This window comes from Pseudomonas sp. WS 5079 (assembly GCF_012985465.1).
In the GTDB taxonomy this organism is placed as follows: domain Bacteria; phylum Pseudomonadota; class Gammaproteobacteria; order Pseudomonadales; family Pseudomonadaceae; genus Aquipseudomonas.
Map to the genome: position 1 here is coordinate 665,012 of NZ_JAAQWN010000002.1, position 17,459 is coordinate 682,470.

A 17,459-nucleotide genomic window follows, 5' to 3' on the forward strand; every position below is an offset into this window, starting at 1 on the left:
CCCGGCCTCAGTTGCCAGCCGCACACCCCTTTGCAACGTACTGCTCGTCAGCGCTGGTGGTGCACTTCCAACCCTCACTGGCACTGCGCGCCAGGGTAATGAGCTTGCCCTGGATCGGCGCAGGCGCATCAAGGATTTCGCAGGCAATCGAGCCCGTCCCCGCAGCCACATCACCCACCACGCTGATCACGCAGTTGGCGGTCGGGCTGGTGCCACCGATCAGCGCCAGCGTGGGCACCGTGCCTTGGTTGAAGGTGTCTTCGAAGCCCGCCTTCAACGCCGAGATTTCCGCCAGCCCAGCCGTGAACTTGGCCTTGGCCTGGTACTTGGTGTACATGGGCAGGCCAATGGTGGCCAAGATGCCGATGATCGCCACGACGATCAACAACTCGATCAAAGTAAAGCCGTTCTGACGCATCACACTCACTCTCCAGAATAAAACCCCATCGCAAGGCACGTCCTGCGCCCTGCCCTCAACAACCGCGCCAGTGTACTCATCCGCGCCGGGCAAGGCCCTCACAAGACGCACAATCTGACATTTTCCCCTTGTCCAATAGCCTGACGGACACAGAGGCCTGACTAAGCTGTAGATCGTCACCTGCCGATGAGCTGTCGCCGCCAATGAATGATGTCACCGCGAACCCCGCCACCACCTACGCCTGGGAAGGCACGTTGCGCAATGGCCGCAAGGTCTCTGGCGAAACCCGTGGTCATAGCCCCGCCGTGATCAAGGCCCAATTACGCCGGCAAGGTATCAACCCGCTTCGGGTACAGATGCGCTCCAGCCTCCTTTCGGGCCTGGGCAACCCCATCACCCCGGCCGATATTGCGCTGTTCACTCGCCAACTGGCCACTCTGCTGAGGGCGGGAATCCCCCTGCTGCAAGCCTTCGACATGATTGGCGAAGGCTTTGACAGCCGCGCCATGCGCACGATGGTCCAGGGATTGAAGCAGGAGATTGCCGCAGGCAACAGCCTGACCGGCGCATTATTGAAACAGCCGCAGTGTTTCACCCCACTGTATTGCAGCCTGATCGCGGCCGGCGAACAGGCTGGCACCCTGGAAACCCTTCTGGAACGAGTAGCCACCCACCTGGAAAAGAGCCAACGCCTCAAGGCCCGGATCAGGAAGGCCATGACCTATCCACTGGTGGTCCTGCTCGTGGCGGCGCTGGTCAGCAGCATCTTGCTGATCCACGTCGTACCCCAATTCGAAAGCCTGTTCGCCGGCATCGACACACCGCTGCCGCGCTTTACCCAACTGGTTATCCTGCTGTCCGAATTCATGCAGAGCGCATGGTGGATGCTGTTGCTGGCCGTGGCCGCGACTGCCTGGGGGATACGCCGTGGCTACCGTCGACACAACGGCTTGCGCCTGTGGCTGGACACTGGTTTGTTGAAACTGCCATTGGCAGGCACACTGCTGAAAAAAACCGCTGTCGCCCGTTACGCTCGCACACTCGCCACTACCTTCGCCGCCGGCGTGCCGCTGGCACAGGCGTTGGATTCAGTGGCCGCAGCCACCGGCAACGAGCGGTTCACCCAGGCAATCACGCGCATGCGCCAGGACGTGGCAATAGGAATGCAATTGAATCAATCCATGAGCGCCAGCGGCCTGTTCCCTGGCATGGCGATCCAGATGACAGCCATCGGCGAAGAGTCGGGCACGCTGGACAGCATGCTGGAGAAGGTCGCCGAGCATTATGAAACGGACGTCGACAACCTGGTGGACAACCTGACCAGCCTGATGGAGCCGCTGATCATGGTGGTGCTCGGCAGCATTGTCGGGGCGCTGGTGATCGCCATGTACCTACCGATCTTCCAGCTTGGCACGGCGTTTTGAACATGACCCTGGAACAACTCCTGATCCTCCACCCCTGGCTGTTCGTCTGGGCCGCACTGGTACTGGGACTGATCATTGGCAGCTTCCTCAACTTGCTGGTCTGGCGCCTGCCGAAAATGCTCGAGCGGGACTGGCGCGCCCAGGCCCATGAAATACTCGGCCTGCCCCCGGAGCCCAGCGGCCCGACCTATAACCTGCTGCACCCCAACTCCTGCTGCCCGCACTGCTCACAGCCGATTCGCCCGTGGCAAAACATCCCGGTGCTCAGCTACTTGCTGCTGCGGGGGCGCTGCGCGCAGTGCCACGCCTCCATCAGCCCACGCTACCCGCTGACCGAACTGGCCTGCGGGCTGCTCTCGGCATTTATTGCCTGGCACTACGGCTTCGGCTGGCCGGCCGCTGGAGTGCTGTTCTTGAGTTGGGGCCTGCTGGCTATGAGCCTGATCGACGCCGATCACCAACTGCTGCCGGATGTGCTGGTGCTGCCACTGCTGTGGCTGGGGTTGATCCTCAATTATTTCGAGTTGTACGTGACCCTGCCCGATGCCCTGTTGGGCGCGGTTGCCGGTTACTTGAGCCTGTGGTCGGTGTTCTGGCTGTTCAAGCTGTGCACTGGCAAGGACGGCATGGGCTATGGCGACTTCAAACTACTGGCCCTGCTCGGCGCCTGGGGTGGCTGGCAGATCCTGCCGCTGACGCTGCTGCTGGCATCGCTGGTGGGCGCGATAGCAGGGGTGATTCTGTTGCGCATGCGTAACGCGCAGACATCGGTGCCACTGCCGTTTGGTCCCTATCTGGCGATTGCCGGCTGGATTGCATTGCTCTGGGGTGGTCAAATAACCGACTTCTATTTGCAGTCTGTCGGTTTCAGATGACCACTTCTGTCGCAACACCCTGGATTCTTGGCTTGACGGGCGGCATCGGCAGCGGCAAAAGCGCTGCCGCCCAGCACTTTATCGACCTTGGCGTAGACCTTATCGACGCCGACCATGCCTCGCGCTGGGTGGTGGAGCCCGGTCGGCCGGCGTTGGCAAAGATTGCCGAGCACTTTGGCAGCGCAATCCTGCTGCCCGATGGCCAGTTGGATCGCGCTGCCTTGCGCAAGCGTATTTTCGAGACGCCGCAAGAACGCCTGTGGCTTGAGGCCCTGCTGCACCCACTGATTGCCGACGAGATCCGCAGCCATCTGGCCCGCGCCCGCTCGCCCTATGCGATCCTGGTGTCGCCGTTGTTGATCGAGTCGGGCCAGCACACCATGACCCAGCGCATCCTGGTGATCGATGTGCCGCAATCAACACAGATTCAGCGTACCCTGCTGCGCGATGGCATCAGCGAAGGACAGGTGCAGGCAATTCTCAAGGCCCAGGCCTCACGGGAAGATCGCCTGCGCCATGCCGACGATGTACTGGTCAATGACCAGGACCTGGCCTGGCTACAGGCCGAGGTCGAGCGACTGCACCACTTTTACCTTACTTTGCGTGGAGGCCGAACATGAGCCAACCCTTGACCGTCGAATGCCCAACCTGCGGCGCCCCCGTGGAATGGAAAGCGACCAACCTCAACCGGCCATTCTGCTCGGATCGCTGCAAACTGATCGACCTGGGTGCCTGGGCCTCAGAGGAACACAAGATTCCGGTCAGCCCGGACGCCGAAGACGAACTGTTCTCCGAAGACCTGCCACCGCGCGCCCACTAAGGCCGCATAAAGCCGTAGTCCTGTTGGTCGTCGAGGTTTTCCGCTAAAAACTGCAACTCGTCGGCCAGGTCTTCGGCACTACGCACGCCCTTGCTCTGCTGCACCACTGCACTGAGCAAGGCGCGCAGGCTCAAGCCCGGGTCAAAACCGATTTCCTGTGCCGCATCCTGGCTTCTGCGCAACTCCTGCCGTGCCCACTCGTACACACTCATGATCGTGCTCCTGGAAGTTTCGCAGAGCATGCGACCACTTTTGCGTCACGCCTTTGATTTGGATCAAGGGCGTGAATTGTCATCTTTCCAGGGCGCCGAGAGGTAGCGCGTGCGGTTGAAAGTCTCAAGCCATTCCGGGCAAAACACCACCAGCGCACTGATCACCATGCCGTTGATAAACGCTTCGGGAAAGATGATCAGCCACAGGTAACCGATGAAGTCCTCGATCCACTCGGGCATGGCAAAGCGCCCGTCCAGCCACAGCAGGCCCAGGCCGGCCAACAGACACAGCAACGCCGACAATGCGGCGGCAAAAAAGCCGGAACAGAAGATATACACGAAGGGATTGCGCGGCTGCGCCCGTTCCACCAGCAACGCGCACGTCTCAGTCACCAATACAGGCAAGAAGACCAGCAGCGCGCCGTTGACCCCGACTGCCGCCAAGTCCTGGCGCCCGAGCACCACTAGGCCCAGTTGCGCCGCGAGCCCGCCGACGATTGCCAATGGCCAGTCGAGCAGCAGGGTCACGGCGGTCATGCCGATAAAGTGGTAGGACACCCCGGTGTCGAAGTCCCGGCGCACCAACCACAGCATGAACAGCGCGAACACCGTGCCAAATAACAGGTGCTGACGCCGCCGGTCGGCAAACAGTTCGACCCAGGACGAGCGCAGGATCGCCCATACAATCACCGGCGCATACAGCAGCCAGCCCAGCCACAGGGTGTGCGGTGCCAGCACGGCGGCGCTGATCACGGCTGCACCTGCTCCAGGGCCTGGCGCAGTTCGGCGGCAGAGGCGTACTCATGGCGCGCCACCAGCTTGCCGTCTTCCAGTTGCAGCCACAGCACTTTATCCACAGGCGCCGAATAACGCGGAGCAATCCGCGCATCACGGTCAAGCATCACCCGGTAGTTGTAGGCCCGCATCGCAGGGACCGCGAAGAGCTTGGCGATCAGCCTCGGCATGCGCTGGATATCGGCGACAAACACCCCATGGCGCGCCTCCAGATACCCCTTGGGCTGGCCCTGCAATGCCGTATCCATCAGTTTGGCCGCGTCCATGCTGCGCGCCACCAGCAGGACCTGCGCCTGGCTATCCAGGGTGTAGGCCTGGTCGAATTGGTCGAGCAGGGTCCACGGCGCCAACCGCTCCCCGAGTTCAACCGCCTGGGCCCACAGGGGCAGAAAGCTCAGAAATACCGCAAGCAAAAACCTCACCGCAAACTCCTTGTGCAAAACCGTCAACCGAACCGCCAGTCTACACCGAGCCTTTTCACACGGGACTTCCTGCGGTCATCATTTGAACGCTAAGCTGGAACCATGGATGACTCAGATTATTTGCGCCTGCTCACCATAGCGGCCGAACAAGCCAACGCGTTCCTGTCCAATGCCCGCAAATGGGAGCGTGAGCGTTGGGTCTGCCAGCGCCTGCTGCAAGGCCTGAATGTGCCCTACCGCGCCGAAGAGTTTCATGCCGCGGGCCAAGAACCGCCCGATGTGCTGTTTCGCGATGCCAGTTTCGAGGTGTTTTTTGTCCTCGACGAAGGCCGCCGCCTGAATGACGAATGGCGCGACGAACTGCTGCGCCGGCGCAGTGCCTTTTCCCTGAGCCAATTGGTGCGGCGCGAGGCCAAGCCCAGGCGCATTCCCGCCCATGAATTCCTCCTGCGCCTGGCGCCGACCCTGCGCAAGAAAGCCCATAACTACAAAGAGCGCGGCATGGACCTGGGCGAGCTGGATATCATCGCCTTCGCCAGCCTCAAGCGCGAAGTGCTGGACCTCAACAGCCATTTCCCGCCGCCCACCGAGTACCTGCGCCAGGGCTGGCGCTCGCTGTCATTGGTCGGTCCGACCTTTGCGCGGGTGCTGTTCGCCCATCCGGACGCGCCGGATTTCTTGCGCAACAACCTGGGGCGCAGCATAGTGTTCGATGTGGGTATCAGCCTGTAACGTGGTGCCCTTCTGCAACGTCTACCTGACGAGGCCTTTATGACCAGCCGCCTGAACCCTGACGACCAACAACATGTCGAAGAGTACCTGCAACTGTCCCAGCACCAGGTTGAGCGCAAGCCTTTCCGGCCGTGGCTGCTCCTTGGGGTGGTACTGGTTGTGGTGATTGGCCTGGGCATTCTGAGCCGTCTTTTGAGTTACCTGACGCTATGAGCTGCCTGGCGCTCGCTCGGGTAACTGCACCGATTTCTTTTAGCCTTGCGAGATACCCCCATGACCCATCGTATTATTATCGTCGGCGGCGGCGCCGGCGGCCTGGAGTTGGCTACCCGCCTGGGTAAGACTCTGGGCAAGCGCGGTACCGCCAGCATTACGCTGGTCGATACCAACCTGACCCATATCTGGAAGCCCCTGCTGCACGAGGTGGCGGCCGGCTCGCTGAACTCTTCTGAAGACGAACTCAATTATGTTGCCCAGGCAAAATGGAACCACTTCGAGTTCCAGCTAGGGCGCATGAGCGGGCTCGATCGTGAACAGAAGAAAATCCAACTGGCCGCAACCCTTGATGAAGAAGGCCGCGAGCTGGTGCCTGCACGCGTGCTGGGGTATGACACCCTGGTGATTGCCGTCGGCAGCACCACCAATGACTTCGGCACCGAAGGCGCGGCACAGCACTGCCTGTTCCTCGATACCCGCAAGCAGGCCGAACGTTTCCATCAGCAATTGCTCAACCACTACCTGCGCGCCCATGCCGGGCAAACCGATGTGGTGGAACAAATCAGCGTGGCAATCGTTGGCGCTGGCGCTACCGGCGTCGAACTGGCCGCCGAACTGCACAACGCCGCCCATGAACTGGCGGCCTATGGCCTGGACCGGATCAAGCCGGAAAACATGCACATCACCCTGATCGAAGCCGGCCCTCGGGTATTGCCAGCCCTGCCAGAGCGGATCAGCGGGCCTGTGCATAAAACCCTGGAAAAGCTTGGCGTGACGGTCATGACCAACTCGGCCGTGAGCGAAGTCACTGCCGACAGCCTGATTACCAGCAGCGGCCAAGTTATCCCCGCCAGCCTCAAGGTGTGGGCCGCAGGGATTCGCGCGCCAGGTTTCCTCAAGGACATCGACGGCCTGGAGACCAACCGCATCAACCAATTGCAGGTGCTGCCAACCCTGCAGACCACCCGTGACGAGAATATCTTCGCCTTCGGTGACTGCGCCGCCTGCCCGCAGCCAGGCACCGACCGCAACGTTCCACCACGGGCCCAAGCAGCCCACCAGCAGGCGTCACTGCTGGCCAAGTCCCTGAAATTGCGCATCGAAGGCAAGACACTGTCCAGCTACAAGTACACCGACTATGGCTCCCTGATCTCGCTGTCGCGTTTTTCGGCTGTGGGTAACTTGATGGGCAACCTGACCGGCAGTGTGATGCTCGAAGGCTGGCTAGCGCGGATGTTTTATGTGTCGCTGTACCGCATGCACCAGATGGCGTTGTACGGGTTCTTCCGCACGATGATGTTGATGCTGGGCAGCAAGATTGGCCGAGGCACCGAGCCGCGGCTCAAGCTCCACTAACAACACGGCCCAGTGTGGGACTGCTCAATGTGGGAGGGGGCTTGCCTCTTCCCACATTTGATCGAGGTAACTTCAGCTTTTGCACAGGCAAAAAAAATCCCCGTATCTTTCGATACGAGGATTTTTAATATGGTCGGGGTAAGGGGATTCGAACTCCTGACATCCTGCTCCCAAAGCAGGCGCGCTACCGGACTGCGCTATACCCCGGTAAAAAAAAGGCGACCTTTTCAAGTCGCCTTCTTCGATCAGGACTTTTGGCCTCTGATCTTAAGATTCGATTCCAGCGTTAACTGGTCTCAAAAATGGTGGGTCGTGTGGGATTCGAACCTACGACCAATTGGTTAAAAGCCAACTGCTCTACCAACTGAGCTAACGACCCAAAAATGGTCGGGGTAAGGGGATTCGAACTCCTGACATCCTGCTCCCAAAGCAGGCGCGCTACCGGACTGCGCTATACCCCGGTTTGAAATTGGCTCCGTGACCAGGACTCGAACCTGGGACCCAATGATTAACAGTCATTTGCTCTACCGACTGAGCTATCACGGAACTACATATTTCAAAGTACTACGATACTGCTTACTACCTTCTCTTCAACCCGTCCGTATCGCTACGTTCGTGTGTCTGAGGCGCGCTATTCTACAATCTTAAAAACCCCTGTCAACCCTTTAAATTGCTTTTAAGACAATGATTTGCGCTTCTTTCTGATTTCTCCTTGGGGAGAAGAAACCCGTGGGCTGACGTTGCTGCGGGGCGCACTTTACAAGCCTTTGCCTTACAGTTCAACGCCCTATCGAAAAAAAAGGCCCCGCAATGCGGGGCCTCTGCTTATAACCACCAGTTGCAGGCTTAGTGGAAGACGATTTCGTCGTTTTCCACGGTGGCCTTGACGCTGGTCCCCGGCATAAAGCTGCCCGAGAGGATCAGTTGCGCCAGCGGGTTCTCGATCCAGCGCTGGATCGCACGTTTCAAAGGTCGTGCGCCATACACCGGGTCGTAGCCAACCGCGATCAACTTGTCCAAGGCCTCGCTGCTCAGTTCCAGCATCAGCTCGCGCTCTGCCAGACGGCTGCGCAGGCGACCCAGTTGGATCTCGGTAATGCCAGCGATCTGATCCCGCGCCAAAGGCTCGAAGATCACCACTTCGTCGACCCGGTTGATAAATTCCGGGCGGAAGTGGCTGGTCAGCGCGTCCATTACCGCAGCACGCTGGCCTTCACGATCCCCGACCATCTCCTGGATCTGTACCGAGCCCAGGTTGGAGGTCATCACGATCACCGTATTACGGAAGTCCACGGTACGCCCGTGGCTGTCTGTCAGCCGGCCATCTTCCAGCACTTGCAGCAACACGTTGAACACATCCGGGTGGGCCTTCTCGACCTCATCCAGAAGGATCACCGAGTAAGGCTTGCGCCGTACCGCTTCGGTCAGATAGCCGCCTTCCTCGTAGCCCACATAGCCTGGTGGCGCTCCGATCAAACGAGCCACGGAGTGTTTCTCCATGAACTCGGACATATCAATACGCACCATCGCCTCTTCAGTATCAAAGAGGAACTCGGCCAGGGCCTTGCACAGCTCGGTCTTGCCCACACCGGTCGGGCCGAGGAACATGAACGAGCCACTCGGGCGATTCGGGTCGGACAAACCGGCCCGTGAACGCCGCACCGCATTGGACACTGCCACCACGGCCTCTTCCTGGCCGATCACGCGTTGGTGCAACAGGCTTTCCATACGCAACAGTTTGTCACGCTCGCCTTCCAGCATCTTTGACACCGGAATGCCGGTCCACTTGGACACAACCTCGGCAATTTCTTCCTCGGTCACCTTGCTGCGCAGCAACTGGTTTTCGCTGTGGCCATGCTGGTCGACCATTTGCAGGCTGCGTTCCAAATCCGGGATCACCCCGTACTGCAACTCGGCCATGCGGTTCAGGTCGCCTTTACGGCGGGCAGCTTCCAGTTCCTGGCGCGACTGCTCTATTTTTTGCTGGATCTGTGCGGAACCCTGTACTTCGGCTTTTTCCGAGGTCCAGATTTCTTCCAGGTCCGAATACTCACGCTCCAGGCGGACGATTTCTTCCTGGAGTTTTTCCAGGCGTTTCTTCGCCGCGTCATCGTCCTCTTTTTTCAGCGCCTGGGATTCCACTTTCAGTTGAATCAGGCGGCGCTCCAGGCGGTCCAGCACCTCAGGCTTGGAGTCGATCTCCATGCGAATCCGGCTGGCCGCTTCGTCGATCAAGTCAATGGCCTTGTCCGGCAGCTGACGATCAGTGATATAGCGATGGCTCAACTTGGCCGCCGCGATGATCGCGCCGTCAGTGATTGCCACGCGGTGGTGGACCTCATAACGCTCTTTCAGGCCACGCAGGATCGCGATGGTGTCTTCTTCGCTCGGTTCTTCCACCAGGACTTTCTGGAAGCGACGCTCAAGGGCCGCGTCCTTTTCAATGTACTGGCGGTACTCGTTGAGCGTGGTCGCACCCACGCAATGCAACTCACCCCGGGCCAGCGCTGGCTTGAGCATGTTGCCTGCATCCATCGAGCCTTCGCCTTTACCTGCGCCGACCATGGTGTGCAGTTCGTCGATAAACAGAATGATCTGCCCTTCCTGCTTCGACAGCTCATTAAGCAGGGATTTGAGGCGTTCTTCGAACTCGCCACGGAACTTGGCACCGGCGATCAACGCCCCCATGTCCAGGGACAGCAAGCGCTTGCCCTTGAGGCCGTCCGGCACCTCACCATTAATGATGCGCTGGGCCAGGCCTTCGGCGATGGCAGTTTTACCCACCCCAGGTTCACCGATCAGCACCGGGTTGTTCTTGGTACGACGCTGCAGGACCTGGATGGTGCGACGAATCTCGTCATCACGCCCGATCACCGGATCCAGCTTGCCGTCTTCGGCGCGCTTGGTCAGGTCGACGGTGTATTTGTCCAGGGCCTGGCGTGACTCCTCATGATTGGGGTCATTCACCGCCTCGCCGCCGCGCAGGTTGTTGATGGCATTTTCCAGGGCCTTTTTGCTCACGCCCTGGCCCAGCAACAACTTGCCGAGCTTGCTGTTGTCATCCATGGCGGCGAGCAACACCAGTTCGCTGGAGATGAACTGGTCACCCTTCTGCTGGGCCAGGCGATCTGCCTGGTTGAGCAGGCGCGCCAAATCCTGGGACATATTCACGTCGCCCGTCGGATTCTGGATTTTCGGCAGTTGGTCGAGCTCTTTGCTCAACTCTTTGCGCAGGCTGTTGACGTCGAAGCCCACCTGCATCAACAGGGGCTTGATAGAACCACCCTGCTGTTCGAGGAGTGCCTGCATCAAGTGCGCGGGCTCGATGGCCGGATGGTCGAGGCCAACCGCCAGGGATTGGGAATCCGATAACGCCAATTGTAATTTGCTGGTTAAACGATCAATACGCATTAGTCACCTTCCTTTTGAGCAGGCCGGAGCTATGTGCGAGCGAGCTTGCCCGCGATTAACGCATCCTGAATGAAGAAACCTGCCAGATACCCCTATAGATGGGGTGGATTCTGGAAGATTCAAGCCGGCACTGCTTGATATGGATCAGCAGAGTCTAGCGTTCGAGCCAGATCAGGGAGGCAAATCGACCGGTGCGCGGGCTGCGCCGGTAAGAAAAGAAGCGCGGATCGGTCACGGTGCACAAGCCGCCACCATAGACGGCGGTGATTCCACGCGCAGCCAGGCGCAGGCGCGCCAACTGGTAGATGTCGGCCAGGAACTTGCCGGGGTTGTGGCTGGGAACGAAGGCCTGCGCGGTTTGCGGGTGTTGCTGCATAAACGCTTCACGCACTTCCGGGCCGACTTCAAAGGCCTTGGGGCCAATCGCCGGGCCCAACCACACCAGTACGTCGGCCGGCACAGCCCCCAGGCTGTCGGCGGCAGCTTCCAGTACACCCGCCGCCAGGCCACGCCAGCCGGCATGGGCCGCAGCAACCCGGGTACCGGCCTTGTTGCAAAACAGGGCCGGCAGGCAATCGGCGGTCATCGCCGTGCAGGCGACGCCCGGCGTCTCGGTCCAACTGCCATCAGCCTCGGCAATCTGTCCCGGGTCGGCGTTAACCACGACCACGCCATGCACCTGGCGCAGCCAGGCGGGCTGGATATCGAACGCGGCAGTGAGGCGACGACGATTTTCAAGCACAGCTGCAGGGCTGTCCTCGACGTGATCACCTAGGTTGAGGCTGTCGAACGGCGCCAGACTGACGCCGCCCGCACGGGTGGTGACGCAGGCTTTCACCCCGGCCGGCGCAGGCCAGTCAGGAATCAGCCAGTCATTCATCCGACAAAGGCCTCGCGGTCCTGCTTGAGCAACGACAGCAACCAGACAAAGTCGTCGGGCAGTGGCGATTCCCAGCTCATCCGCTCACCGCTCGTCGGATGATCCAGTTCCAGGAAGCGTGCATGCAGCGCCTGGCGCGGGAACGACTTCAATGACTCAACCATGGTCACGCTGGCGGCCGGCGGAATACGGAAGCGACCACCGTAGGCCGGATCGCCGACCAACGGGAAGTTGATATGCGCCATATGTACCCGGATCTGGTGGGTACGGCCGGTTTCCAGCTTGACCCGCACATGGGTGTGGGAACGGAAGCGCTCCAGCACGCGATAGTGGCTGACGGCCTGCTTGCCGCCCTCCATCACCGCCATGCGCTGGCGCTGCTGGCCGTGACGACCGATAGGCGCGTTGATCTTGCCACCGGCCACGACCACACCAATCACGATGCACTCATAGATGCGGCTGACACTACGACTCTGCAATTGTGTGACCAACTGCGTCTGCGCCTGGATGGTCTTGGCCACTACCATCAGACCGGTAGTGTCCTTGTCCAGGCGGTGGACGATGCCGCAGCGCGGGACATTGATGATGTCCGGCACATGGTGCAACAAGGCATTGAGCAAGGTGCCATCAGCGTGCCCGGCCGCCGGGTGAACCACCAGGCCTGCGGGTTTGTTGATCACGAGGATGTCGTCGTCTTCATAGACGATATCCAGCTCGATGTCCTGGGCGATCCATTCTCCCTGGGCTTCCTGCTCGGCAGTCAGCTCAAGAACCGAACCGCCATGAACTATGTCTCGCGGGCGGATAACCGCTCCATCCACAGTCAGGCGGCCGTCTTTGATCCAGGCGGAAAGGCGCGAGCGCGAGTGCTCAGCGAATAGTTGTGCGGCGACTTGATCGAGGCGTTGGCCGCCCAATTCGGACGGCACCTCTGCGCGAAGTTCAATTTTATCGGACATGCTCAGACTAGGCGTGGCACAGCCTTTGGTTTCGGCTGCGCGCTTGTGGTTAAATACGGCGTCTTTTGCCCCGAGGCTTTCATCGGGGCGCTCATCATAACAGGACGGCCCCGCCCAAGACAGCGGCCGTCATAGGGACGCAAGCCGCCATGCAAGTGAAACACCTGCTGCTGATCGCCATCCTCGCCATGACTGCTGCTTGCTCGTCAACAAAGGACGTCGTCGACGAAAACCTCAGTGAAGTCGAGCTGTACCAGCAGGCTCAGGCCGACCTGGACAACAATAGCTACACAAGCGCCACGGCCAAGCTCAAGGCCTTGGAGTCGCGCTATCCGTTTGGCCGCTATGCCGACCAGGCCCAGCTCGAACTGATCTATGCGAACTACAAGAACGCCGAGCCGGAAGCTGCCAAGTCCGCTGCCGAGCGTTTTATCCGCCTGCACCCGCAGCATCCGAACGTGGACTACGCCTACTACCTCAAGGGCCTGACCTCGTTTGACCAGGACGTTGGCCTGCTGGCGCGCTTTCTGCCGCTGGACATGACCAAGCGTGACCCAGGTGCTGCGCGCGACTCCTATAACGAGTTCGCCCAACTGACCAGCCGCTTCCCCAACAGCCGCTACGCGCCGGACGCCAAGCAGCGCATGATCTACCTGCGCAACCTGCTGGCTTCCTACGAAATCCACGTAGCCCACTACTACCTGACGCGCCAGGCTTATGTTGCTGCCGCCAACCGTGGTCGCTATGTAGTGGAAAACTTCCAGGAAACCCCTTCCGTGGGTGATGGCCTGGCAGTGATGACCGAGGCTTACCAGCGCCTGCACCTCGACACCCTGGCGGCTACCAGCCTGGAAACCCTGAAACTCAACTACCCGGACCACCCTAGCCTGCAAGACGGCCAGTTTGTGCCGCAGGTTGCCGAAGCGGACAACCGCTCGTGGTTGAGCAAGTACACCCTGGGCCTGATCGAGTCCCGTCCACCGTTGCCGCCGGGCGAAACCCGCGCCAACCAGGACATCCTCAAGCAATACCAGGACGCCAAGGACGCCATTCCGTCCGAGCTCAAGCCGCACGACGAGAACGGCGACGTGATCGAGGAAGAAGCACCAGAGGCCCTGGGCAACAACCAGGATCGCTCGTGGTTCAGCTACATGACGTTCGGTGTCTTTGACTGAACCCGTCTTAGCAGCGCAAGAAGGAGCCCCTCGGGGCTCCTTTTTTTATGGCGCGACTTTATTACCCTGTGCGCCGCTAACATCCTTGGCTAAACTGCCGGATTCCCTGTCGAGAAGCTGCCTGCCATGGTTCGTTTACTGTTCTGGATTGCCCTGATTGCTGCTGCGGTATGGTTCTGGCGCAAATTCAAGCGCCCCGCTTCGACCCAGCAACAGCCCGGCGAACAAAGTGCCGCGCCCATGGTTCGCTGTGCGCACTGCGGCGTGCATCTGCCTCAAGACCGGGCATTGAGCCAACGCCAGGACTGGTACTGCACCCAGGCGCACCTGGAGCAGGGACCGAAATCTATCGAGCGCTGAGTACTCTGGAACGGTAGGAGCCCCGGTTTATATTCGACCAGTGGGCGCATAAGGGGCCGGGTCGATCACCGGCTCATGCCCCAGCAGCAAGTCAGCAAACAACTGGCAAGACGCAGGCGCCAATACCAGCCCGTTGCGGTAATGCCCACAGTTGAGCCACAGCCCTTCAAACCCTGGCACCTTGCCGATATAGGGGATGCCCTCGGGCGAACCAGGCCGCAAACCGGCCCAATGCCCCACCACCTCGGCATCTACCAGCGCAGGAATCAGTTCCACAGCCGAGGCTTTGAGGCTGTCCAGAGCCGATTTGGTCGGTGTCTTGTCGAAGCCTTCATGCTCCAGCGTACTGCCAATCAGGATATGTCCGTCCCGGCGGGGAATCGCATAGCGCCCCTTCGCCAGGACCATGCAGGACAGAAAGTCCGAAGCACACTTGTACAAAATCATCTGGCCCTTGACCGGCTCCACCGGCAGCGTCAGCCCTAGGCTACCCAGCAATTCACCACTCCAGGCACCGGCGGCAAGCACGACCTGATCACCCCGCACCTTACCGTGCGCCGTATTGACCCCAACGATGCTGCCGCCCTCCTGGATAAACCCCTGTACCGCGCAATGTTCATGGAGGGTCACGCCAGGCAACGCCAACAGTGCAGCCTTGAGGGATTTGACCAGGCGTGGATTACGCACGTTGGCCACATCTGCCATATAAATAGCCTGTGCAAACCCCGGTCCCAACACTGGAACCGCGTCACGGGCGGCCGACACATCCACCTTGCTCAACGGCCGGCCTTCCCGCTCAGCCCAGGCCAGGGCAGCGGCCTCGTCGTCGAGGTCCAGCCAATAAAGGCCGGTGGTATGAACCTCAGGATCCACGCCAGTGGCGGCAAACAGACGCTGGGCCAATTGCGGGTAAAAATCCTGGGACCAATGGGCCAGCGCCGTGACGGCCGGGCTGTAGCGCCATGGGTATAACGGCGAAACAATCCCGCCTCCGGCCCAGGAGGATTCCTGACCGACCGACGAACGGTCAAGCACGGCAACCGCCACCCCCTGAGTTGCCAGGTTGAACGCCGTCAACAACCCGATAACACCACCACCCACAACCACGACTTGCTGCTTAGTCATTGTTCGATCCAGCCCATAAAAAGAAAGGAGCGCCGCTGGCGCCCCGTCGCCCACCCGCCTTATCGCCCCCAGCACTCTTGACGCGTAGTGCCGGGCACTGCGCCGGGATTGGTCCGCGCGCCCGTGCTGGTCAAACTGAACACACCACAAGGATCACCCAGCATCGCGCCGGCAAAAGGCGTCGCGATCAAGGTGAAGTCCTGCGGGTCCAGTATCACGGTGATTCTATAGCGATCATTGCCGGTACTGACGCCGCTTGCATCAATAAAAGTGCCATTTCTCACGTGATAGCGCTCAAGGTGCTGAGCTTGCTCCGTGAGCAGCCCGACGATTTCGGTGCGATAGGCCTTTTTCACCTGGGCGGTATACACCGGATAAGTCACCGCGACCAATGTGCCGATGATCGCCAGTGCAATCAGTAACTCTAACAAGGTGAATCCTTTGCAGTTGCCGCTCATCGTGATGCTCACCTACTGAAGTTGTCGCCAGAGAATTCGTCGAAATCGCCCAGCGGCCTCCGGGTCTACCCGCGCATAGACGCTCTCCAGAACCGTGCGCAACTGGCCGCTGATCCCCACTGCAGTGACCCGGTACAAGGTCGCCGGGGTATCGGGCGGCAAATGTGCCAACCCGACAGCGGGCCCCAGGTTTTGAATGCCATAGACGCCTCCCTGTATGCCGACCCAGGTGATAGCCGAAATTGGATCGACGCCCGGCTGGCTGATGGCATAGGCCTCGTTAGGCGGTGCGCAGGTAACTTGGGACTGGCAGGGCGGCAAACCAAATCCGTGTGCCTGCACTGCCGACTCACCGAGCCGGAGCCCACTTTCGGCGGTTTGAAACGATTGGTTGCGATGCCTGAGGCTGCCGGCGAGCTGTTCCTGCGACGTAGAGCCCTGCATCGATGACAGACCGAGAACCGTCAACAACAGCAGCAATACCAGGCTGATCAACAGCACCACGCCGCGCTGCCTGGGAGCCGTGATCCGCCACCCGCTATTCAAGGCGATTACGCACGGCGGCGACGGCGCTGTAGACCTGGTCCCGCACACGGCCTGCCGGGTCGCGAAGCGTCAATAGCACACGCACACTGCGGATCAGCGATTCGTCGCCAGGATGGCTGTCATACCGGTTTACAACACTGGAGCCAGGCTGGCTGGCCATCCCGAAACTCAACTCGAACGCCCCTACGTTATCCACCAGCACCGACTTGGCCGGCGTTGCTGGCGTGCTGAGTTTTAGCTGCCCCGACTCAAAGGTGTAGGTCAGTTTGCGCACGGGAAAGGCGATCTGCCCGGGCCCCGGCTTGGGCGGCACATCCGAATAAGCCTGGGCGTTGTCGACACAATTGCTGAGCACAGTCCAGTCAGGCCGACTGCCTTGGCCACCAACATCGCCGGTGACCAGTGTCAGGCTGGTCGAGGCACCATTGACCACCACGCTGACCGGCCTGGAAAAATCAGCAGGCGCCTGAGCTATCAGAGGCAGGGACAGACACCCGAACATCCCCGCCAGGCGAATCTCCTGGATCATCTTGCCCAGGATGAATCGCCCGTCATCCTGCAACAACGCTGACGCGTGCTGGCTGGCGGCACTGCTTCGGGCGGCCAGGGTTACCTGGACGGCCGCCAGGACCACGAGCAACCCCAGGGTCGCCGCCAGCAATGCTTCGACCAGGCCCAAACCCAGGCTGGAGCGCCTCATCGCACAGGCCTCGGATCGACAGCGACGCGACTGGTCAGGGTAAATATTTCACGGGTATTGCTGGCCTTGGCCGCACGGGAGTCATCCCAACTGATGCTGATGGTCACCTCACGCTGATTGATCGCAATCGAACCTTTGGCGGAATCGCCGGCAAGGTGGCTGATATTGGCCTCGAAGTCATGCAAGTCCTGGTCGCGGACACTCGCGGCCAAGGTGCTGGCAGGCGAGATATCGTCGCTTCCCCAGGAATAGTCGGCACCAGCGTTGGCGCGGATCCGGTCGAGCATGTCGTAGGCGATGAAACTCGCCTGGCTGATCATCCTGGAACTGTCGGTGTACTTGAGCGCATTCAGCTGGATCAGCCCGGCCCCCAGCAGGCCAACACCGAGAATCAGCAGCGAGACGAGCACTTCGATCAGGCTCATGCCGGCCTGTCGGGCGGTAGCAGGGGAGGCACAAGAGGTTGCCGGGCAGGTTCGCATAGCCATCGTCATCCTTGTCGAAGGTCATCAAAACGACCGAGAGAGCCGTGTGTTGCCCAAGACTAGCGCCGCTCCCGTAACCGCGCTGCCTCT

The 17,459-nt window shown here is 60.4% G+C and carries 21 protein-coding genes and 4 tRNA genes; 9 read left to right on the forward strand and 16 right to left on the reverse strand.

Annotated elements, in window-relative coordinates:
• Positions 1 to 7 precede the first annotated feature (7 nt).
• Entirely contained in the window at positions 8 to 418 is a 411-nt protein-coding gene (locus HBO05_RS07540) for a pilin (RefSeq protein ID WP_172312378.1), read from the reverse strand.
• Between the two features lie 203 nt (positions 419 to 621).
• Between HBO05_RS07540 and HBO05_RS07545 the strand changes: the two genes are divergently transcribed.
• From HBO05_RS07545 to yacG, 4 genes are read left to right on the forward strand one after another with little or no spacing between them, the layout of a single operon-like run.
• Positions 622 to 1,842 (forward strand): type II secretion system F family protein, encoded by a 1,221-nt coding sequence (locus HBO05_RS07545; protein WP_172312243.1) that lies wholly within the window; start codon positions 622 to 624, stop codon positions 1,840 to 1,842.
• Positions 1,843 to 1,850: 8 nt separating this feature from the next.
• Positions 1,851 to 2,717: an A24 family peptidase gene (locus HBO05_RS07550; RefSeq protein WP_275942349.1), complete on the forward strand. Its 867-nt coding sequence runs from the start codon at positions 1,851 to 1,853 to the stop codon at positions 2,715 to 2,717.
• Positions 2,714 to 3,337 carry a dephospho-CoA kinase gene (gene coaE / locus HBO05_RS07555; protein ID WP_172312247.1) on the forward strand — a complete coding sequence of 208 codons (624 nt, stop codon included), beginning with the start codon at positions 2,714 to 2,716 and terminating at the stop codon, positions 3,335 to 3,337. The genes HBO05_RS07550 and coaE overlap by 4 nt, the downstream gene beginning before the upstream one ends.
• Positions 3,334 to 3,537 (forward strand): DNA gyrase inhibitor YacG, encoded by a 204-nt coding sequence (gene yacG / locus HBO05_RS07560; RefSeq protein ID WP_092238375.1) that lies wholly within the window; start codon positions 3,334 to 3,336, stop codon positions 3,535 to 3,537. Before coaE ends, yacG begins: the two co-directional genes overlap by 4 nt.
• Here yacG and HBO05_RS07565 read toward each other — a convergent pair.
• The 3 genes from HBO05_RS07565 to HBO05_RS07575 all read right to left on the reverse strand — a co-directional run bounded on the left by HBO05_RS07565 (position 3,534) and on the right by HBO05_RS07575 (position 4,966).
• Complete coding sequence (locus tag HBO05_RS07565; RefSeq protein WP_057441062.1) at positions 3,534 to 3,749, reverse strand: hypothetical protein; 216 nt, start codon at positions 3,747 to 3,749, stop codon at positions 3,534 to 3,536. The two genes, yacG and HBO05_RS07565, sit on opposite strands and share 4 nt — an antisense overlap.
• 63 nt (positions 3,750 to 3,812) lie before the next feature.
• The gene (locus HBO05_RS07570) at positions 3,813 to 4,502 is read right to left on the reverse strand and encodes an energy-coupling factor ABC transporter permease (RefSeq protein WP_170041715.1); all 690 of its coding nucleotides are present in this window, start codon (positions 4,500 to 4,502) and stop codon (positions 3,813 to 3,815) included.
• Positions 4,499 to 4,966, reverse strand: a complete 468-nt coding sequence (locus HBO05_RS07575; protein ID WP_172312249.1) for an FAD/FMN-containing dehydrogenase — start codon at positions 4,964 to 4,966, stop codon at positions 4,499 to 4,501. The genes HBO05_RS07570 and HBO05_RS07575 overlap by 4 nt, the downstream gene beginning before the upstream one ends.
• 102 nt (positions 4,967 to 5,068) lie before the next feature.
• On the opposite strand from HBO05_RS07575, the gene HBO05_RS07580 reads away from it, so the two are divergent.
• Genes HBO05_RS07580 through HBO05_RS07590 form a run of 3 tightly spaced genes read left to right on the forward strand, consistent with a single transcriptional unit; the run spans position 5,069 to position 7,270 of the window.
• Positions 5,069 to 5,698: a DUF1780 domain-containing protein gene (locus HBO05_RS07580; RefSeq protein WP_029292005.1), complete on the forward strand. Its 630-nt coding sequence runs from the start codon at positions 5,069 to 5,071 to the stop codon at positions 5,696 to 5,698.
• Positions 5,699 to 5,737: 39 nt separating this feature from the next.
• Complete coding sequence (locus HBO05_RS07585) at positions 5,738 to 5,911, forward strand: DUF3094 family protein (protein WP_169951032.1); 174 nt, start codon at positions 5,738 to 5,740, stop codon at positions 5,909 to 5,911.
• A 60-nt stretch (positions 5,912 to 5,971) separates the two neighbouring features.
• Positions 5,972 to 7,270, forward strand: a complete 1,299-nt coding sequence (locus tag HBO05_RS07590; RefSeq protein ID WP_172312251.1) for an NAD(P)/FAD-dependent oxidoreductase — start codon at positions 5,972 to 5,974, stop codon at positions 7,268 to 7,270.
• A gap of 130 nt (positions 7,271 to 7,400) precedes the next feature.
• Here HBO05_RS07590 and HBO05_RS07595 read toward each other — a convergent pair.
• The 7 genes from HBO05_RS07595 to rluD all read right to left on the reverse strand — a co-directional run bounded on the left by HBO05_RS07595 (position 7,401) and on the right by rluD (position 12,520).
• Positions 7,401 to 7,477, reverse strand: a tRNA-Pro gene (locus HBO05_RS07595).
• Between the two features lie 96 nt (positions 7,478 to 7,573).
• Positions 7,574 to 7,649: transfer RNA gene (locus tag HBO05_RS07600), tRNA-Lys, on the reverse strand.
• Between the two features lie 5 nt (positions 7,650 to 7,654).
• Positions 7,655 to 7,731, reverse strand: a tRNA-Pro gene (locus HBO05_RS07605).
• A gap of 9 nt (positions 7,732 to 7,740) precedes the next feature.
• Positions 7,741 to 7,816, reverse strand: a tRNA-Asn gene (locus HBO05_RS07610).
• Between the two features lie 300 nt (positions 7,817 to 8,116).
• Positions 8,117 to 10,681 (reverse strand): ATP-dependent chaperone ClpB, encoded by a 2,565-nt coding sequence (clpB, locus tag HBO05_RS07615; protein WP_092230488.1) that lies wholly within the window; start codon positions 10,679 to 10,681, stop codon positions 8,117 to 8,119.
• A gap of 154 nt (positions 10,682 to 10,835) precedes the next feature.
• The gene (pgeF, locus tag HBO05_RS07620; RefSeq protein WP_172312253.1) at positions 10,836 to 11,561 is read right to left on the reverse strand and encodes a peptidoglycan editing factor PgeF; all 726 of its coding nucleotides are present in this window, start codon (positions 11,559 to 11,561) and stop codon (positions 10,836 to 10,838) included.
• On the reverse strand, positions 11,558 to 12,520 hold the full coding sequence (rluD, locus tag HBO05_RS07625) for a 23S rRNA pseudouridine(1911/1915/1917) synthase RluD (protein ID WP_029292014.1): 963 nt from the start codon (positions 12,518 to 12,520) through the stop codon (positions 11,558 to 11,560). Before rluD ends, pgeF begins: the two co-directional genes overlap by 4 nt.
• Positions 12,521 to 12,669: 149 nt before the next feature.
• Between rluD and HBO05_RS07630 the strand changes: the two genes are divergently transcribed.
• Both HBO05_RS07630 and HBO05_RS07635 read left to right on the forward strand, forming a co-directional pair.
• A complete protein-coding gene (locus tag HBO05_RS07630) occupies positions 12,670 to 13,695 on the forward strand; it encodes an outer membrane protein assembly factor BamD (RefSeq protein ID WP_169951038.1) in 1,026 nt (341 codons plus the stop codon).
• Positions 13,696 to 13,821: 126 nt separating this feature from the next.
• Entirely contained in the window at positions 13,822 to 14,055 is a 234-nt protein-coding gene (locus HBO05_RS07635; protein WP_169951040.1) for a PP0621 family protein, read from the forward strand.
• 27 nt (positions 14,056 to 14,082) lie between these two features.
• On the opposite strand, the gene thiO is transcribed toward HBO05_RS07635, so the two are convergent.
• The 5 genes from thiO to pilV are packed head-to-tail and all read right to left on the reverse strand — an operon-like array spanning position 14,083 to position 17,366.
• On the reverse strand, positions 14,083 to 15,180 hold the full coding sequence (thiO, locus tag HBO05_RS07640; RefSeq protein WP_172312255.1) for a glycine oxidase ThiO: 1,098 nt from the start codon (positions 15,178 to 15,180) through the stop codon (positions 14,083 to 14,085).
• A 59-nt stretch (positions 15,181 to 15,239) separates the two neighbouring features.
• The gene (locus tag HBO05_RS07645; protein WP_169951045.1) at positions 15,240 to 15,638 is read right to left on the reverse strand and encodes a type IV pilin protein; all 399 of its coding nucleotides are present in this window, start codon (positions 15,636 to 15,638) and stop codon (positions 15,240 to 15,242) included.
• A 12-nt stretch (positions 15,639 to 15,650) separates the two neighbouring features.
• Entirely contained in the window at positions 15,651 to 16,142 is a 492-nt protein-coding gene (locus tag HBO05_RS07650) for a PilX N-terminal domain-containing pilus assembly protein (protein WP_169951047.1), read from the reverse strand.
• A 34-nt stretch (positions 16,143 to 16,176) separates the two neighbouring features.
• Positions 16,177 to 16,884 (reverse strand): pilus assembly protein PilW, encoded by a 708-nt coding sequence (locus tag HBO05_RS07655; protein ID WP_172312257.1) that lies wholly within the window; start codon positions 16,882 to 16,884, stop codon positions 16,177 to 16,179.
• The gene (gene pilV, locus HBO05_RS07660; RefSeq protein WP_170057083.1) at positions 16,881 to 17,366 is read right to left on the reverse strand and encodes a type IV pilus modification protein PilV; all 486 of its coding nucleotides are present in this window, start codon (positions 17,364 to 17,366) and stop codon (positions 16,881 to 16,883) included. The genes HBO05_RS07655 and pilV overlap by 4 nt, the downstream gene beginning before the upstream one ends.
• Positions 17,367 to 17,459 lie beyond the last annotated feature (93 nt).

Coding starts and splice junctions, on each gene's coding strand:
- pilV (WP_170057083.1), bottom strand. CDS start 17,366: ATGCGAACCTGCCCGGCAACCTCTTGTGCCTCCCCTGCTACCGCCCGA.
- HBO05_RS07545 (WP_172312243.1), top strand. CDS start 622: ATGAATGATGTCACCGCGAACCCCGCCACCACCTACGCCTGGGAAGGC.
- HBO05_RS07655 (WP_172312257.1), bottom strand. CDS start 16,884: ATGAGGCGCTCCAGCCTGGGTTTGGGCCTGGTCGAAGCATTGCTGGCG.
- coaE (WP_172312247.1), top strand. CDS start 2,714: ATGACCACTTCTGTCGCAACACCCTGGATTCTTGGCTTGACGGGCGGC.
- rluD (WP_029292014.1), bottom strand. CDS start 12,520: ATGTCCGATAAAATTGAACTTCGCGCAGAGGTGCCGTCCGAATTGGGC.
- HBO05_RS07590 (WP_172312251.1), top strand. CDS start 5,972: ATGACCCATCGTATTATTATCGTCGGCGGCGGCGCCGGCGGCCTGGAG.
- thiO (WP_172312255.1), bottom strand. CDS start 15,180: ATGACTAAGCAGCAAGTCGTGGTTGTGGGTGGTGGTGTTATCGGGTTG.
- clpB (WP_092230488.1), bottom strand. CDS start 10,681: ATGCGTATTGATCGTTTAACCAGCAAATTACAATTGGCGTTATCGGAT.
- HBO05_RS07565 (WP_057441062.1), bottom strand. CDS start 3,749: ATGAGTGTGTACGAGTGGGCACGGCAGGAGTTGCGCAGAAGCCAGGAT.
- HBO05_RS07635 (WP_169951040.1), top strand. CDS start 13,822: ATGGTTCGTTTACTGTTCTGGATTGCCCTGATTGCTGCTGCGGTATGG.
- HBO05_RS07540 (WP_172312378.1), bottom strand. CDS start 418: ATGCGTCAGAACGGCTTTACTTTGATCGAGTTGTTGATCGTCGTGGCG.
- HBO05_RS07630 (WP_169951038.1), top strand. CDS start 12,670: ATGCAAGTGAAACACCTGCTGCTGATCGCCATCCTCGCCATGACTGCT.
- HBO05_RS07645 (WP_169951045.1), bottom strand. CDS start 15,638: ATGAGCGGCAACTGCAAAGGATTCACCTTGTTAGAGTTACTGATTGCA.
- yacG (WP_092238375.1), top strand. CDS start 3,334: ATGAGCCAACCCTTGACCGTCGAATGCCCAACCTGCGGCGCCCCCGTG.
- pgeF (WP_172312253.1), bottom strand. CDS start 11,561: ATGAATGACTGGCTGATTCCTGACTGGCCTGCGCCGGCCGGGGTGAAA.
- HBO05_RS07585 (WP_169951032.1), top strand. CDS start 5,738: ATGACCAGCCGCCTGAACCCTGACGACCAACAACATGTCGAAGAGTAC.
- HBO05_RS07580 (WP_029292005.1), top strand. CDS start 5,069: ATGGATGACTCAGATTATTTGCGCCTGCTCACCATAGCGGCCGAACAA.